The organism is Blautia sp. HA8986, assembly GCF_056504635.1.
Genome location: NZ_JBWLUQ010000001.1, coordinates 2,651,108 through 2,668,106, shown reverse-complemented (window position 1 = coordinate 2,668,106; position 16,999 = coordinate 2,651,108). Strand labels below are relative to the sequence as shown.

Annotated in this window: 12 protein-coding genes and 1 riboswitch; all 12 genes read right to left on the bottom strand. The window is 42.3% G+C overall.

Annotation, left to right across the window (positions count from 1 at the left end):
* Window positions 1-40: 40 nt before the first annotated feature.
* The 12 genes from AC04Q4_RS12450 to AC04Q4_RS12395 all read right to left on the bottom strand — a co-directional run bounded on the left by AC04Q4_RS12450 (window position 41) and on the right by AC04Q4_RS12395 (window position 16,846).
* Window positions 41-781 carry a tRNA1(Val) (adenine(37)-N6)-methyltransferase gene (locus tag AC04Q4_RS12450; RefSeq protein WP_173738026.1) on the bottom strand — a complete coding sequence of 247 codons (741 nt, stop codon included), beginning with the start codon at window positions 779-781 and terminating at the stop codon, window positions 41-43.
* A complete protein-coding gene (locus tag AC04Q4_RS12445) occupies window positions 771-1,649 on the bottom strand; it encodes a PSP1 domain-containing protein (protein WP_173738025.1) in 879 nt (292 codons plus the stop codon). The genes AC04Q4_RS12450 and AC04Q4_RS12445 overlap by 11 nt, the downstream gene beginning before the upstream one ends.
* 1 nt (window position 1,650) lies before the next feature.
* Window positions 1,651-2,640, bottom strand: a complete 990-nt coding sequence (gene holB, locus AC04Q4_RS12440; protein ID WP_173738024.1) for a DNA polymerase III subunit delta' — start codon at window positions 2,638-2,640, stop codon at window positions 1,651-1,653.
* A gap of 101 nt (window positions 2,641-2,741) precedes the next feature.
* On the bottom strand, window positions 2,742-3,329 hold the full coding sequence (locus tag AC04Q4_RS12435) for a guanylate kinase (protein ID WP_173756243.1): 588 nt from the start codon (window positions 3,327-3,329) through the stop codon (window positions 2,742-2,744).
* An 87-nt stretch (window positions 3,330-3,416) separates the two neighbouring features.
* Window positions 3,417-4,856 carry an aminotransferase class I/II-fold pyridoxal phosphate-dependent enzyme gene (locus tag AC04Q4_RS12430; RefSeq protein WP_173738022.1) on the bottom strand — a complete coding sequence of 480 codons (1,440 nt, stop codon included), beginning with the start codon at window positions 4,854-4,856 and terminating at the stop codon, window positions 3,417-3,419.
* Between the two features lie 289 nt (window positions 4,857-5,145).
* Complete coding sequence (locus tag AC04Q4_RS12425) at window positions 5,146-5,835, bottom strand: response regulator transcription factor (RefSeq protein ID WP_173738021.1); 690 nt, start codon at window positions 5,833-5,835, stop codon at window positions 5,146-5,148.
* Entirely contained in the window at window positions 5,828-6,985 is a 1,158-nt protein-coding gene (locus tag AC04Q4_RS12420; RefSeq protein ID WP_173738020.1) for a sensor histidine kinase, read from the bottom strand. Before AC04Q4_RS12420 ends, AC04Q4_RS12425 begins: the two co-directional genes overlap by 8 nt.
* Window positions 6,986-7,188: 203 nt before the next feature.
* A complete protein-coding gene (gene metK, locus AC04Q4_RS12415; protein WP_173756246.1) occupies window positions 7,189-8,391 on the bottom strand; it encodes a methionine adenosyltransferase in 1,203 nt (400 codons plus the stop codon).
* Window positions 8,392-8,476: 85 nt separating this feature from the next.
* Window positions 8,477-8,578: riboswitch (SAM riboswitch) on the bottom strand.
* Between the two features lie 69 nt (window positions 8,579-8,647).
* A complete protein-coding gene (locus AC04Q4_RS12410) occupies window positions 8,648-10,213 on the bottom strand; it encodes a pilin N-terminal domain-containing protein (protein WP_173756248.1) in 1,566 nt (521 codons plus the stop codon).
* A complete protein-coding gene (locus AC04Q4_RS12405; RefSeq protein WP_173738017.1) occupies window positions 10,203-11,105 on the bottom strand; it encodes a class C sortase in 903 nt (300 codons plus the stop codon). The genes AC04Q4_RS12410 and AC04Q4_RS12405 overlap by 11 nt, the downstream gene beginning before the upstream one ends.
* 122 nt (window positions 11,106-11,227) lie before the next feature.
* Window positions 11,228-12,841 carry an isopeptide-forming domain-containing fimbrial protein gene (locus tag AC04Q4_RS12400; RefSeq protein ID WP_173756251.1) on the bottom strand — a complete coding sequence of 538 codons (1,614 nt, stop codon included), beginning with the start codon at window positions 12,839-12,841 and terminating at the stop codon, window positions 11,228-11,230.
* Between the two features lie 72 nt (window positions 12,842-12,913).
* Window positions 12,914-16,846 (bottom strand): SpaA isopeptide-forming pilin-related protein, encoded by a 3,933-nt coding sequence (locus tag AC04Q4_RS12395; protein ID WP_476389050.1) that lies wholly within the window; start codon window positions 16,844-16,846, stop codon window positions 12,914-12,916.
* Between the last annotated feature and the right edge of the window lie 153 nt (window positions 16,847-16,999).

The following is a 16,999-nucleotide window of genomic DNA, read 5'->3' as shown; positions in this document are numbered from 1 at the left end:
TTCATCATCTGCCTGACTGGCGGATTATTCCACCATGCACTCACACCATCTGATACAGTTCCAGAATGTCCTTCGTATAAACCCCGGGCTTCTCATAAACCACCAGTGGGCGTTCGATCTGGATCCTGGAATTTCCGCCTTTGCAGGCTTCGATCAGCACCATATTCGGTTCTTTGTCAATATAAGGATACACCAGCTGCATCCTCTTAGGCTCCAGCTTATACTTAGTCAGTGCAGCCATTAATTCCACCAGCCGGAACGGCCTGTGCACCAGATAAAATCTTCCTCTGTCTTTCAGAACTCTTGCAGCCTGATTCGCTACATCATCAAAAGTACAAAGGATCTCATGTCTCGCGATCGCTTTTGGCATATGCGGATTCGTCAGTCCATGCTGGCCGATCATATACGGCGGATTGCATGTCACCACATCAAAAGAAGCTGCCCCAAAAATCCCGGCAGCCTCTTTAATATCACCTTCAACGATCTGTATTCTGTCCTCAAGACAGTTATATTTCACACTGCGGTCAGCCATCTCAGCACACTCTGCCTGAATCTCCAGGCCGGTAAAATGCTTCCCTTCAGTCCTCTGGGAAAGCAGGATCGGAATGATTCCCGTGCCGGTTCCCATATCCAGCGCAGTCTCGCCCTTTTTTACCCGGGCAAAACCGGAAAGCAGCACAGCGTCCATACCAAAGCAGAATTTCTTCGGATCCTGGATCACAAAATAACCATTCTGAAGATCATCCACCCGCTCACCGCACTTAACCAGATCATTTTTCATTTGGTTTTGTATCTCCCTTTTTCTCTTCGTGGTCGCCGCCTTTTCCCTTTTTCTTCTTAGGACGGAATTTCAGGTCTCGAACCGGATATTCCTGAATCTCCTTCTCATCATTGACATCAACCACGATCTTCACCATCTGACGCAGAACATTCACGCTCTGAACTGTACCCTGAATACCCTGCGGTGTTATAACTATATCTCCGATACCAGGAAGATTCCTGTTCAGCTCTTCGTAAGTCTCCTGCTCATTCTTCAGACAGCACATCAGCCTTCCGCATACACCGGAGATCTTCGTCTGGTTCAGGGAAAGATTCTGCTCCTTCGCCATCTTGATAGAAACCGGTGCAAACTCAGAAAGATAAGTATGACAGCAAAGTGTCCTTCCGCAGATACCAATACCACCAAGGATTTTGGTCTCATCACGTACACCGATCTGGCGAAGCTCGATCCTGGTCTTAAATACGGACGCCAGATCCTTTACAAGCTGGCGAAAGTCAATACGTCCGTCAGCTGTAAAATAAAACAGCACTTTATTATTATCAAAAGTATACTCTGCATCAATAAGCTTCATCTCAAGACCATGCTCACGGATCTTCTTCTTGCAGATCTTAAAAGCATCTTTTTCCTTAAGACGGTTCTCAGCCTCATGCTCCTCATCTTCCTTAGTTGCAACACGAAGAACCTCTTTCAGCGGATGAACCACCTCGTCTTCTTTCACAGCACGCGGTTCCAGAACAACACGTCCGTACTCCACGCCTCTGGCAGTCTCCACGATAACGTGATCGCCTACCTTAACCTTGTAGTCCTTAGGATTAAAATAATATATTTTTCCTACATTTCGAAATCTTACTCCAACTACCATTTCCATTCTATTTCTCCCTAATTGTCAGGAACAGGAGCTCCAGGGCAAGTTCGAGATTAACATTGGCACGGAGACGAACCTTAGTCTTCTCCAATGCTTCAAGGATTTTTTCGATATTCTCATAAGAACGCTCACTGGCCTGCTCTCTGATAAAATTAATTTCCTGTTTAAATACCAGGTTGTCAATTTCCCTTGTTGCCTTAAACATCAGAACATCGCGGAACCAGAACTGAAAAATATCCAGATAATCATTAATGTTATTCTTATCCATGGTCAGAGTCTTGATCGCTTCTGTAAGCTCATAAACTTCCATGGTATTGGCATATTTCAGAATCTTCAGTGCGTTGGCAGTCATATCTGCAAACTCCTGAGAAGTTGCAGCTTCTTTCGCCTTGCCGATACTTCCCTGGGCATAAGATGCGTCAATCTCAGCCTGGTAATCCGGCACCTGAAGATGCTCCATCAGATACTTCTTTACAAGACCGTCATCCACTACTTTCAGATCCAGGCGTACACATCTGGAACGGATCGTAGGAAGAAGACTGTCGATATTACTTGTCAGCAACAGGATCACCGCATATTCCGGCGGCTCCTCAATAGTTTTCAAAATAGCATTCTGAGCCTGTACTGTCATCATCTCCGCATCCGGAATGATATAAATCTTATATGGACTGCAGTACGGCTTGATATCCACATCATGGATCACCTGCTCTCTCACCTCATCAATACTGATGCTGCCAGGTTTCTCATGAGTCACTGTGATGATATCCGGATGATTCTTGCCGATCACCTTCTTACAGGAATCACAGGTCATACATGGTTCAGATTCTCCCGATTCACACTGCAGTGCTGCCGCAAAAGTCCCTGCAAGAAGCTTCTTGCCAGAACCTGGTTCCCCTGTAAAAATATAAGAGTGGGACACCTTCCCTGTCTCTATCGCATTCTTTAAATGCCTGATTATATCGTCATGGCCGATGATGTCATGAAATCCTGCCATAAGAATCACCTCTTTCTGCCTTTTGTGCCCTCCTCCATGTCCGGAAGACATCTTTCATCTAATTATAACATAATCTTCTGTATAAAAAAAACTATTTTTCCCTATTGTACAGATTTTATATAATTTCCAATTTCCTTCACACATTCATCCAGATTATGATTCCGGAAACGCCTGCCTATACCTGCTTTCAGAATATTTTCTTCAGAAAAATCCATCTGGTCTGCCAGAAAACGTCTGCACATCTCCTCGTATTTCGGATTCTCCTGAGTCTTTTCTCTGGCAAGTGCACGCTCCAGACGTTCACCATCCTCCACCTGAATATACACCGGATACATCACATCGTCACCATAATACTCACGAAGCTGCATATAAGATTCCAGGGTTCCTATTCCCAGATAACTTTTATTTCCGGCAGCAACCTGACCGTCATCTGCTGTAAAATACGTCCACGGTCCGTAAACCGTTTCATAAGTCCTGGACTCGATCAATTTTCCATTCTTTTTGAACTCTTCCAGCTTCTTTTCATCTGTAAAATAATATTCTCTTCCTTCTTTTTCTCCGTCACGGACCGGGCGTGTAGTATAAATTACAAGTCTCTCCAGACCAAGCCCCTCATCCGCTTCCAGTTTTCTGTAAATACTGTCCTTTCCGGAAGAGCTTTTTCCCATAATATAAAAAATCTTCCCCACTTTATTCCCTCTGTCTCTATTTTTCACTGCTCACTCTGTAATCAGACTCGTACAAATCATCACTGTGGTCATATAACCGATGCACACTTATACATCATTTGAGACTACACATATCGTCTCACTTGTCTGATCACTCAGGCCCTGAACCTCAAAGCCTTGTTCCAGGTATCTTCTCACATTTTTTACAAAATGTCCAGAAATCTGCTCTCCGGGAACGATCAACGGAATTCCCGGTGGATAAAGATACGCAAACTCCGTAGAAATCCTTCCGATACACTCCTCCAGCTGATATCGTTCACTATCTGCATCCATAGCCTGGGAAATCCGCATTATCTGTTTCATTTTTCCATTTTTGACAGATTCTGTTTCTGCAATTTCTTTTCTGTATTTTAACGATTCCCGCCGGTCAATTTCTTCAACAGCTTCGCAAAGTCTTCGAAATCCTTCTTCTGTATCACCAACCGCAGCCAGTGCAAGCACATAATTCTCTGCCTCCATCTCCATTTCCAGATGAAACTCTTCCCTCAAGATCCGATGGAGCTGTCTCCCATTCAGCGAACTGTTTACTGTGGAAAGCAGGATCTTGGATCTGTCGAAATCAAAAACTCTCCGGTATTCACACACTTCCGGCGTAACCAGACGGATATACTTGCACTTTCCAAGACGAACGCGTGCTTTTTCCAGATTCTCCGTAAATACACGGAACATCTCATCACCTTCACGCTCCAGCTTATCCATACACGCATCAATACTGCTCATCAGAATATACGACGGACTGCTGCTCTGGTAAATTCCAAGAAATCGCTTCAGTTTTTCCCTGCTAACCCTGTTGCTGCACAGATGGATCACTCCCGTCTGAGTCAGACAAGGCAACGTCTTATGTACACTGTTGATCACCACATCCGCGCCAAGCTGCGCGGCAGACATCGGAAAATAATCCGAAAAGCAAAAATGTGCACCATGGGCTTCATCTACGATCAATGGTACTCCATGATTATGTGCAGCCTCCGCGATCCGCGCCACATCTGACACGATTCCGTCATAGGTTGGCGATGTGATCAGCACAGCTTCAATATCCGGGTTCTCTGCCAGATACATTTCCACACGGCTTGGTGAAATTCCACCGTTTATCCCCAGTCTGGAATCTTCATGTGGATAAATATATGTGGCTTCCAAATCACGCAGGTAAATTCCATGGTATACCGCCTTATGGCAATTTCTTGCCACCAGAATATGGCCGCCCTTCTTCACAGCAGCAGACACAGCCGCCAGGATTGCCCCTGAGCTTCCATTAATGCTGAAAAAGCTCTCCTGCACACCATAGATCCGGGCAACATTCTCCTGAGCCCTTTTCAGAATGTCTTCCGCATGATGCAGGTTATCAAATCCATTAATCTCCGTAATATCCCTCTCCACCGGAAAATCACCGTCTACGGTCAGCGGATTCCTCTTATGTCCGGGCATATGAAACGGGTAAAAATCACTCTTACCGTACGCTTCCAGTTTCTTATATAATCTGTCTTCCATAGTTCTCCTTTCCCCATTCCAGTTTCCCTTTTCTCATATCTATATCACAGTTTGTCTAATTATACCCGAAACTTACCGGTCTGTCACTGTCAATTGTGATTGATCATGAAGCTCCATTCATGTTCTGCACAGCTGAATCTGATGCAATAATTTCCAGGAGTGCCATAAAAGGGAGAATATCCTTACTGCGACATTCTCCCTCCCACGTATCATATGACATATGCAAAGCAGCAATTCACATTCCGCTTTGCGTCCAAATATTTATTTTACAAGCTCAGGCTGCCCGACATCACACCTTAAACCGATACCCAACGCCCCATATCGTCTCAATATACTGAGGCTTGGCCGTATTAAACTCGATCTTCTCACGGATTTTCTTGATATGCACCGTAACTGTGGCAATATCACCCACTGACTCCATATCCCAGATCTCCCGGAAAAGTTCCTCTTTGGTAAATACTCTGTTCGGATTCTCTGCCAGGAAAGTCAGAAGGTCAAATTCCTTGGTTGTAAAAGTTGTCTCCTCACCATTTACCCACACACGGCGGGCAGTTTTATCGATCTTGATTCCACGGATCTCGATTACATCATTCTTATGCACGTTAGAGCCAACCAGACGATTATAACGCTCCATGTGTGCCTTTACACGGGCTACAAGCTCACTTGGACTGAATGGCTTGGTCATATAATCATCTGCACCAAGTCCCAGGCCCCTGATCTTATCAATATCATCCTTCTTCGCGGAAACCATAATGATCGGAGTATTCTTTTCCTCACGGACCTGTCTGCAGATATCGAAGCCATCCACCTCCGGAAGCATCAGATCCAGAATGATCAGATCAAAATCCTCTTTCATTGCACGCACAAGGCCTGTGTCTCCCCGATTCTCAATCTCCACCTCAAAACCGGAAAGCTCCAGGTAATCTTTCTCAAGATCCGCGATTGCTTCCTCATCCTCTATGATCAAAATTTTACTCATTTACGGGTACCTCCTGATATTTTCTAAGTACAAAATACATAATCGTTCCGATTCCAAGACGGCTTGTAGCCCAGACCTTTCCTCCATGATCCTCCATGATCTTCTTCACAATGGAAAGACCGATTCCGCTTCCTCCCTTGGAAGAATTTCTGGAAACATCTGTCCTGTAAAAACGATCAAAAATATATGGCAGATCCTTGGCTGCAATTCCCTTGCCGTTATCCTCGATCTCCACCTGGATAAAATCTCCCACATCCTTTACGCGAATCTGGATGATTCCCCTTGGTTTCTCCATATATTTAATGGCATTACTTACAATATTGTGGATCACACGGCGAATCTGCTCGCCATCTGCGATGACCTGAACATCCTTCTCCACATAATTGGCATACACAAGTTCAATTCCCCGGGTCTCCATCTCGAGTCCCAGTTCCTCCGCACAGTCAGAAAAATAGTCCTCAACATTCAATTTACTGAATGTATAAGGAATACGGTTGGTATCGATTTTGGAGTAAAAAGTCAGCTCATTGATCAGATGATCCATCTCATTGGTCTTGTTATAAATAGTGCGTACATACCTGTCCATCTTCTCCGGTGTGTCCGCAACACCATCCATGATACCTTCCACATAACCCTTAACTGCTGTAATCGGAGTCTTCAGATCATGGGAAATATTGCTGATCAGTTCCTTGTTCTCTTTGTCCATCAGGATCTTCTCTTCTGTGGATTCCTTAAGACGTTTCCTCATCTCCTCAAAATCCTGGCAAAGCTGGGAAAATTCATCGTTTCCTTCTACCTCCAGTACGAAATCCAGATTACCTTCTTTAATATTCCGGGTTGCCTTACGAAGCTTCACCAATGGTACTGCAATACTTCTGTAGATCCATAAACCTACAGACAATGCTGTAAAAACAAGAATGATCGTTGCCGTCAGAATCATATCCTTGGCCATCAGCCGTACCTGACTGCTGGATGACTGAGCCAGAGAGATATCATAGACCATTTCATCGGAATCCGATGTCTGGCTGCTGCTCTCCTGCATATGCCTGGCCTGTGTCTGGCTGAAGCCATAAAGACTTGCAGAAAAAAGGATCAGCGGAACCAGGATAACCGCAACAAAGCCCACTATAATACGTGTTTTTAACTTCATGTTATATCTCCGTCCTTTGTCACAAAAACCGGACAACCGGTTTCATATTTACTCATATAACGATATTATAACATAAAGTATTTTTCCTATCTCTAAATTTTCTATAAAAAAGGGCAGCAAGAAGCCCCCGGTATGGCACTACCGGGGGCTTCTTGCTCTTTGTTCTCCTGGAACTATTATTATCTTTTTTGCCTGTTTATTTTTTATTCATAGCTGTTGCAAAGATATTTTTTCAGTGCATCAACCTTATCCAGATGCTCCCATGGAAGATCTACATCTGTACGGCCAAAGTGACCATAAGCTGCTGTCTGTTTGTAGATCGGACGGCGAAGGTCAAGCATCTTGATGATACCAGCCGGACGAAGATCAAAGTTCTCACGAACGATCTCAACAAGCTTAGCCTCAGAAAGCTTACCTGTTCCGAAAGTATTAACACTGACAGAAGTAGGATGAGCAACACCGATCGCATAGGAAAGCTGGATCTCGCACTTGTCAGCAAGACCTGCTGCAACGATGTTCTTGGCAACATAACGAGCTGCATAAGCTGCAGAACGGTCAACCTTTGTGCAGTCCTTACCTGAGAAAGCACCGCCGCCATGACGTCCAGTTCCACCATAAGTATCAACGATGATCTTACGTCCTGTCAGACCACTGTCACCGTGAGGTCCGCCGATTACGAAACGACCTGTCGGGTTAATGAAATATTTAGTATCAGCGTCAACCATATCAGCCGGGATGATCGCATCAAAAACATATTTTCTGATATCCTCATGGATCTGCTCCTGGGTAACATCCGGATCATGCTGTGTAGAGCATACAACAGCATCGATTCTTTTCGGTTTTCCAGCCTCATCATACTCAACTGTAACCTGAGTTTTTCCATCCGGTCTTAAGTATTTCAGAGTACCGTCTTTACGAACCTTTGTCAGCTGCTGTGCAAGCTTGTGAGCCATGTTGATCGCATATGGCATATACTCCTCAGTTTCATTGGAAGCATAACCAAACTGAAGTCCCTGGTCACCGGCACCGATGGAATCCAGCTCATCCTCATTCATGCTGTCCTCTTTCTGCTCAAGAGCCTTGTCAACACCCATAGCGATATCTGCGGACTGTTTATCAAGAGCTGTAATAACAGCACATGTATCAGCATCAAAACCATAATCAGCATTGTCATATCCGATCTCACGGATAGTATCACGAACGATCTTCTGGATATCAACGTTAGCCTTAGTTGTGATCTCACCCATAACAAGTACAAGACCTGTAGTAGTAGCAGTCTCACATGCAACACGGCTCATCGGATCCTGCTCCATCATAGCGTCAAGGATCGCATCAGAAACAGAGTCGCAGACTTTATCAGGATGTCCTTCAGTTACAGATTCAGATGTAAATAAAATTTTTTCCATTTTTTTCTCCTTTTGTAGTCAGTCAACGATTATAAACATAAAAAACAGCCCGTACAAGCGGACTGTTTAAATTCTGTAAACAATCCTCTTATTGTTCGATTACTCGCTCAGGTTGGCACCTTCCTGGATTTCCCGGGGTTGCCGTGGCTTCGCAGATCCTTTGTATCTCCACCACTCTGAATAAAAGGCCATCTTTTATGAAATTACTGCAACACATACAATATACTTCTCTTTACCAAATGTCAAGAATATTTTTTTATTTCTTCCTTCTTCTCACTGCAAAGCCTGCTGCCCCACCAATTACAATTGCTGCTGCCAGAATACCTGCCCATACACCAACCGGTGTCTCATCACCAGTCTTTACAGGATTCCCTGAAGTACCACCGGAAGGAGTACTTCTACCCGGTGTATGATGATTTCCTGGAACAGGTGTCTCACTGCTGCGTGGTATCGGAGTTGCCGATGGATTCGGTGTCGGAGTAACTGTCTGTTCCGGAACTATACTGTTGGTAATCGTGATCGTCCCGTTATACTGTCCCTCATCTGTGAGAACAACATCACCCTCACCGCTTACTATATATGGAAAAGCATCCTTTATAACCGGCTTTCCATCTTTGTCTGTCTCAAGAACTGTGTAAGTAAACTCAGCATCTTTTTCATGATTCGGCAATGCAAACTCAGCTGTAACAACACCATTCTGCTTCAGCTTCATATTCTTCAGCAATACCAGTTCGTCATTTTCATCCTTCTCAAAAATTCCTGCATAGAAAGTATTATCTGCTGTTGTCTCCTTTCCGTCAGCCATAACTTTTTTTATAATACTGATATGTCCATAACTGTAGAAATCATCCGGAAGCTCCAGATAATAATTATTCACATAAGATATCGATTCCACCGCACTGTTTTCGCTGCCGATCACTGTCTGATCTGTCTCCTCTTCATTTGCACCTGTAACATTATAGTAGAATGTTTTTTTCTCATCTGCATCAGATATATCAATCCTGTTATTCTGCTGAAGCGGCTTCTGATTTTCATCCAGCTCAAATACATAATAAGTTCCATCCGGTACATCCATCCATACGGCAGTTCCGCTTGAAGCACCTTTTATCCGGATATCTTTGCTGTAATCATCCCTGAATGGAATGGTTCCCTCTTTATCAAGAAAAATACCGATCCTATAAGTTGCATCTGTTTCAACCATTGGCTGCGGATCCATATTTTCATCTATATAGTAAACTCTTTTTGTTACCTGTATCTTTTTTTCATCCCTTACAGCTACTTTGGGATAAACCTGCACCTCATAAAGCCAGCCCTGTTCACTATCTGCAAAAGGAATCGAGATCAGCATCGGAGAAACTGTGACCTTACTGCTGTTATCACTCTGCACAACCAGATACATTCCCTCTTCCAGCCCTGTGAAGGTCATTTTCCCCTGTTCATTGGAAAAATCCTGTACTCCGCTGACTCCGGACTCTTCAATAATACCGGCAAGTTTTTCCGCTGCCGCAAACCAGTCATCCGCTGTGCTGAGTGCATTGAAATCAATACCTTTTTCTCCCAGAGCACCATCAATCACAAAATGTACATTTCCGTCAAAATCAATACTTCCCACTTTATAAAGTGTCAGCCCCACATTTGCCACCGGTGTATGATTTCCTTCTTCATCCGTTTCCCGGAGTATCAGCGTCAGATCGCCCTTTTTTCCTGCCTCATAGTTCTGTGCAAAAACCGGCTGCAAAACACTGATGGCCAGCATTACCATCAGCATCAGAACAGCCAGAAGACTCTGAAATTTATTCCCCTGCTTTCTTTTATTTTTCATCGCTCTCTGCCTCATCCTTCCTTTCTGAAAGCTGCCTTAATCTGCGTTTTTTGTCCCTGTAACGAACACTCAGATAAATCAGCAGAATCAGAACAATAAGTACTGCAAAGCCGCCAGCCAGAACTTTCCTCGGATCTGTCACAGCAAGCCTGTGAGATATGGTTTCATCATTTCTAATTTCCCCCTCTGCATATTTTGTCCGTATTCCCCGTACAAGAAGTCTGTGTGTGTTCACACCATATGGCGTACATGTAACAAGCGTCACATGATCCTCGCCTTCCACAATATCCAGTTCGCCGGTTTCTTCAGGAAGAACTGTCCTGATCTGATCAACTTTATAGGCCAGATTTTTTCCCAGAATATGCAGGATAAAAATATCTCCTTTTTTCATCTGATCCAGATCAGTAAAAAGTTTTGCACTGGGAAGTCCTCTGTGTGCTGCCAGAACTGCATGTGTACTTTTTCCTCCGACAGGAAGACTGGTTCCTTCCACATGCCCTACACCTTTCTCAAGAACTGTTTTGCTCAAGCCATGATAGATTGCAAGTTTTGCATTGATCTTCGGAATCTCAATACTTCCCATAAGGCCTTCTCCATTTGGATCAAGTACCTGGTCATAAGGCTGGGTCAGCACATAATCATCCTTTTCCCCAAAAGCATCTACAATAGAATTCACCGGATGTTCTGCATTATACTCTTTCGCCTCATTCCACAGTTTTTCGTATTCATTATCCGAAAGATCTGTTACTGCTTCATCATATCTGCTGACTAACCTTACATTTCTGTACTGGTTCCACATATCGCTGACTGTCGGATACAGAAATACTCCCGCTCCCGCCAGAAATACCAGTGCAAAAAAGATATTCCATACAAAATTCTTCTTTTTCTTCATATCCCATCATTCCATCTCCATTCAGGTTCAGAAAAGATTCGTATGTACTGTCCCTGTATTCATTCCCGGCCTCCGAAGAGGCCAGGCGATAACTTGAGCACTTATTTATACTATTTTGTATTTCACTGCAAATTCTGATTATCAGACTCTTTTCTGCGGCTGATAAAGAAAGCACCAGCTGCACCAGCCATAACTACAACACCGATAATAGTGAAGAGATATGTTCCCATGCCACCTGTAGATGGAAGTTCGCCCATTCTGGTATTCCGGATATATGTTACAGAAGATGTTCCATCAATTTTTGTAATAGTACCGTTATCATAAGTTGCTGTATATGTTGATCCGGGATTCTCATCAATTGTAATTGTGTAGCTTGCCAGAGTTCCGTCAGCATTATAGCTTGCGCTGATAAGTACGTCATGTGGATTTGTATCAAGTGTAAATCCTTCAGGAGCTACTGTCTCGACAAGGGTGTATTCTCCGGCATCAAGTCCTTTAAAGTACATGTAACCATTCTCATCTGTTATAGCTGTATATACTTTGTCAGGATCAGTTTTACTTGTAAGAGTAAAGGTTGCACCAACACCTGCATGTGTTTCCTTTGATTCGTCAATTTCAGTTTCACTCCTGGTAGAAATAACTTTTCCATTTTCATCAACTTTTACAAGTTCTGTTGTTTTTCTGTTATTTGTTGTACTTGTTCCATTGATATTTCCATCAATTGCAAATGTATAATGATATGTTTTCTTTTCCTCTGTCTTTGCATTTGCAGTACCTGATGGAGAATTGGTATATTCTACATATACAGTATTGGTATGCGGATCAAAATTTACTTTTGCATCATCCGTTAAAATTGCTTTGTAATTTACTTCTACAGTTTTTCCGCCATTAGCAAGGATATACCCCTTCTTAAAAGCAATCTGCAAATTCTGTCCCTGTGCAGTTACTGTAAATTTATCTTCATTTTCTGCTACTGCCGTACCATCAATTTTTACTTCAACAGTGCCGGCTTTTATGGAAAGTCCGTCTAATGTATCGTGAATTATATACTCTACCTTAGATGTATCTGTATTGTATTCTGCACTGTATTCCGGAATTGTTGCAGTGATTTTATAGCTTACCTCATCACCGATTGCCACATCATCACCTTTTGCATTTTCAGATCCCGGATTTACAATTACTTTATCAACTGTTACACTATTGGATTTCATATAACCTGTGGTTCCTTTTAAATCCCAGCGCTCAGATGCATCAATCGGATCAGATGTCATCCGGTTATCAGTACCATTCCTGCTGTAGTACACACCTGCAAGCATTGGATTGTAAATCTTTGCCGGTGTGGTATTGGTACCAGCTGTTACAAGTACGATCCAATATCCCGGAGCAACACTTGCTGTATAAGTAGTTCCATTTCCTGTAAGCTGTACTCCGGCACCATCATTCGGAACTATCTTTGCTAAAGCTGCAATCTCATCAGGTGTAGGCTTTAAAATATCAGCAATTGCATAACTGGCATCTGCTTTTTCATATCCCTGAAAACCTTTTCCTTCAAGATATTTTGCTTTCGTAATCTGATACGCAGTTACTGTTAACCCAGCTTCCACATTTTTAACTGTGATAGTTGCTCTGTCAGCATCCGTAGGTTCCTGCCCATCTGCAAACGCTGCCGTACACAGCGACAGCACCATAACTGCCGCTACCAGTAATGCCCCAAGCTTCTTAAACAGATTCTTCATATGACTGCTCCTTTCTTTCTCTGCATTTTTTCTTTTCCATTCCTTCGTATTATCATATTTACAATTAATGGGTTACGACCTTTCAGCTTCTTCCTCCTTTCGTTTACTGTTTATAAACAACAGGAATGCAGTTGCAAGAATCGCTGCACCACTGATTGTAAACCCATAGATACCAGGGCCACCGGTACTTGGTAACGAATATAGTTTTGAATTTTTGATTGTCTGTACTACATCCAACAACTGACCTTCATCATTTCCAAGAGTTACCTGAATTACATTACCCGTAATAGAATACCCATCCGGAGCTTTAATCTCTGTAATTGTATAAATTCCCGGCTCCAGTCTGTCAAATTTCGCTCTGCCATTGGAATCAGTTGTTACTGTAATTACATCTCCAGATTCATCCTTTAGATCCTGTCCATCCTTCTGAAGTTTGAACTCTGCACCTTCAAGAAAGATTTTTTGATCTTCACTGTCAATCTTAATGATTGTTATGGATCCATACCTCTTATTTGTAATTGTAATATTTTTCTGTGTTGCATCACTTTCATCGACTGCCAGATCACTGTAGTTTACTTCATACTCGATATCTCCGATCATCATTGCTGAGTCAGTTTTTACATATCCTGTTTTATCTGTGCCGATAATAAAATCCGCTGTTTCCAGCTCTGCTGCCGGTCGAAGCTCTTTTACAACATATTCAATTGCAGGATCCAGTCTATCAAATATTCCGGAATACTTATTCGTTTCATTGAGTTCCAGATATTTATCAGTTACCGGTGTTAATATCTCTACGTCACCTTTTACTGTTTTCTGATACAGACCTGCATAAACAGGAACTGCTCCGGCTATTTCAGAAGATCCGGCCTTCCATATCTTATTCACTTTAATCTTGCTATATGGAGTATTCGTAACGGTCATCTCTGCATTGTAATACAGTTTAATAATTCCCTCATTTCCAACTGCAGAAGTTTCGTTTTGATGTCCTGTATCTCCTTCCATTACCTTATTTTTAATCTCATATGAAGGATCTTTATATTTATTCTGTGTATCAAGTTCTTCCTCTGTTACCCTGTAATAAGTGCCTGAAATAATTTCGGTAATTGCAACTGTATAATCTTTTCTGATTCCTGGAATAATTCCATTGTCAGTCGTTCCGCATACAGCAGGACTTTGTCCTTTATTTACAAGATCCTGATTCTCATCATAAGCATAATAATTTCCTGCCCTATCTCTCAGATAATATTCTCCTACATAAGGCTGTAAATGATCTTTATCAGGACCAAGCTCTATTTTGAAAGAAAACGTATCATCCGTGTTCACATCCGGATTCATCCTCTTGGTGATCCGAAGCTCTCGCCTGTTTGCTGCTGAACAGTTATTTGTGTAAACTACAACAGGTCTTTCACTGACCTGTTTCGTATCAGTCATAATATCTTTTACTTCACCTGTCTGTTCATTGTTTTCATCAAACTCTGTATAGCTGGTATTATTGATCGTAATCTGATCATACTCTTCCGATCTTACTCCAACCTCTTTTACATAATATTTTCGGTTGGCCTTCAGGCCTGTAAAAATTGCAGATTCATCGGGTTTTAAATAAAACACACCATCATACGTTTTTCCATTAACATTCTCTCCGTCAAAAAAATCAATCGGAGTTCCAGTCGGCTTACCCGCATTTCCTTTTACTGCACTCTTTAAAAGCTCATATTCACTATCTGAATATATCTCATTTCCATTTGTATTCGTGCTCAGAATTTTCTGCGCATATACCTGGAATGCAAACTTTACATTGCTGTATTTTTCCTTGTCAGTGTTGCTGAGCTCTTTTCTTACTTCAGCCTGTCCGCTCGGAATGACCTGAATGTTAAATTTCACATGAAGATTAGAAGCTCCTGCACCTCGCTCCATATAAAACATCTTGAATTTATGAGTCGTATAATCCTTAAATGTATTTCCTGTGAAATAATTTTTAACAAGATCATCATTCCAGTCTGTTCCATCCGGGAATACTCTCGCTGCCTGAAATATTGCTTTCAGTGTAGTCTCAGATGAAACAGGTGTCTGTCCGGTTTTACAGTCCTTCCAGCTTACAACACCTGTATTGAAATTAATCTTACCGGAATGAGCATCATGTACACCACCAATATCAAGAACCAGTACACCATCAATGTAAATCCACATATCATCATCGCCATTGAACTCATAAATCATGTCCTGCCTGGTTGCTCCATCCGGAAGCGTAGCTTTACCGTCTTTTGGCTGAAGAAAATTTGCTCCCATGTACATACCGAAATAATAATCATTTGTTCCCTGGGTCAGATAAAGTTCTTTACCTTTTGCCTGCTCTTTATTACTTAATGCCCGTCCATCTTCATCATATAAATTCGTATTAGTTGAAAAACCTCCGTTCGCGATTGCATTATATGGCATGAAATTTCCACGTTGATAAAAATACCTGTTTTCATTACTCGGGGTTCCAATTACATCATAAACCGTAAAGTCGGAATTATCTCCCAGATAAGCATAATTTCTGAAACTGCTGTACTCATAATATCCTGTCGCATCATAAACAGATTTCAAAAATAAATGATTCACTTCTTTTCCATTAAATAATGACTCCAGGCTTTTTCCATTCTTCACTGTTGTTGGATATTCAGATGATTTCGGTATTTTGTTATTCAATAAATTCTTTTTTATACTTCCATCACCATATGATCCCCCTATATCTATTAAGGAGTTCATGCTCTCACCTATTGCACGTACTTCTGAAATATTATCTCCTACCAGGTTTTTCATTCTCATTGTAATTCCATCCCCGGTATGATCCACTGTTTCAACTGTTTCCATATTCTTCGCATAAATGAAATATACGGTACCATTGACATTATTCCAGTTACCATTGGAATCTGCACTGTTGTATTGATTACTTCCACCGGAATAACGAAGTCTCTTGATTTCAGTTCCCTCATCCGTCGCTGTTGAGCTTATCTTTGCTTTATAAAAAGAATATCCTGTAACTGCCGGAGCTATTGAACTTACCTTAACCTCATTATTGCTTTTCAGGTTTTGGGATTGATTATTTCCGAGTGAAACTCCTGCCGTATTGATCAGTTGAATTCTCAATGTATTGGAACTGCTCTTCCATGTAATCGTAAATACAGAAAAGCTCTCCGTCTCAAACTCAGCTTTCTGAACTTCCCCCTCTGTATTAGCCTCCACATTTGCTGTTCCGTCCTGGGTCATGTCTACAACAGATTGTACATTTCCATTCTCATCTTCAACCAGATGCATTACTGCAATGTCAAATGCCTGCTGTGCTTCATTCACTTCCTCCGGTTCCGCTGATTCCTGATATTCCATCGAAATCTTAACTTTTCCATCTTCCGGATTGATCTTCTGTCCGTCGCTGCCTGCAAAATAGATATCATAAGCCAGAAATCCTGCGATGGAATACTCTTCGTTCTCAGCTTTGTTTTCAAGCTGTGCCGCTACTTCGGAATACTGTTCTGATTCTTTTTCAACCGATGTTACCACAAACTCTGCGTCTTCCGGAATGACTCCGCTGGCAGCAGTTGCTGTTACAATCACATTATCCACAGTCCTTGTATAAGTAACTGGTTCTTCCTGCTCCATATCCGTTGCTTCTTCAGCTAACTCTTCAACCTCCTCAGAATCCTGATAACTTTCTTCCTCTGCTTCATCAGGATCTTTCTCCAGATTCTCTGCTGCTTTTTCTTCTTCCCGCCTGTCCGGATTCTCCACCGGCTGCTCTTCCTGCTGCTCTGTTTCCCGACCTTCACTGTTTTTTACATCAGGTGTGATTTCTTCAGCGGTCCATACGGAAGTATCTTCATCATCTGAAAACAACTCCTCCGTCTCATCTCCCAATATTTCATCCGCGGAGATTGTGTATGCGCTTGGCATACAGGACACCATCAACGCCAAAGACACCATAAATGCCAGGATTTTTCTCATCTTAACATTCTTCAATCTCTTCATACCTTGCCCGCTTTCCTGTGTGTGCATTAACGTGTACTATATTCTTTATTACCTTCCTTCTTTTTTTATTCCTTTCTTTTTTAAGAACTTCCGTTGTATCAAAAAAAGAGCCTCCGGACCCTAAGGCCCAAAAGCTCTCTTCCAAATATTCAC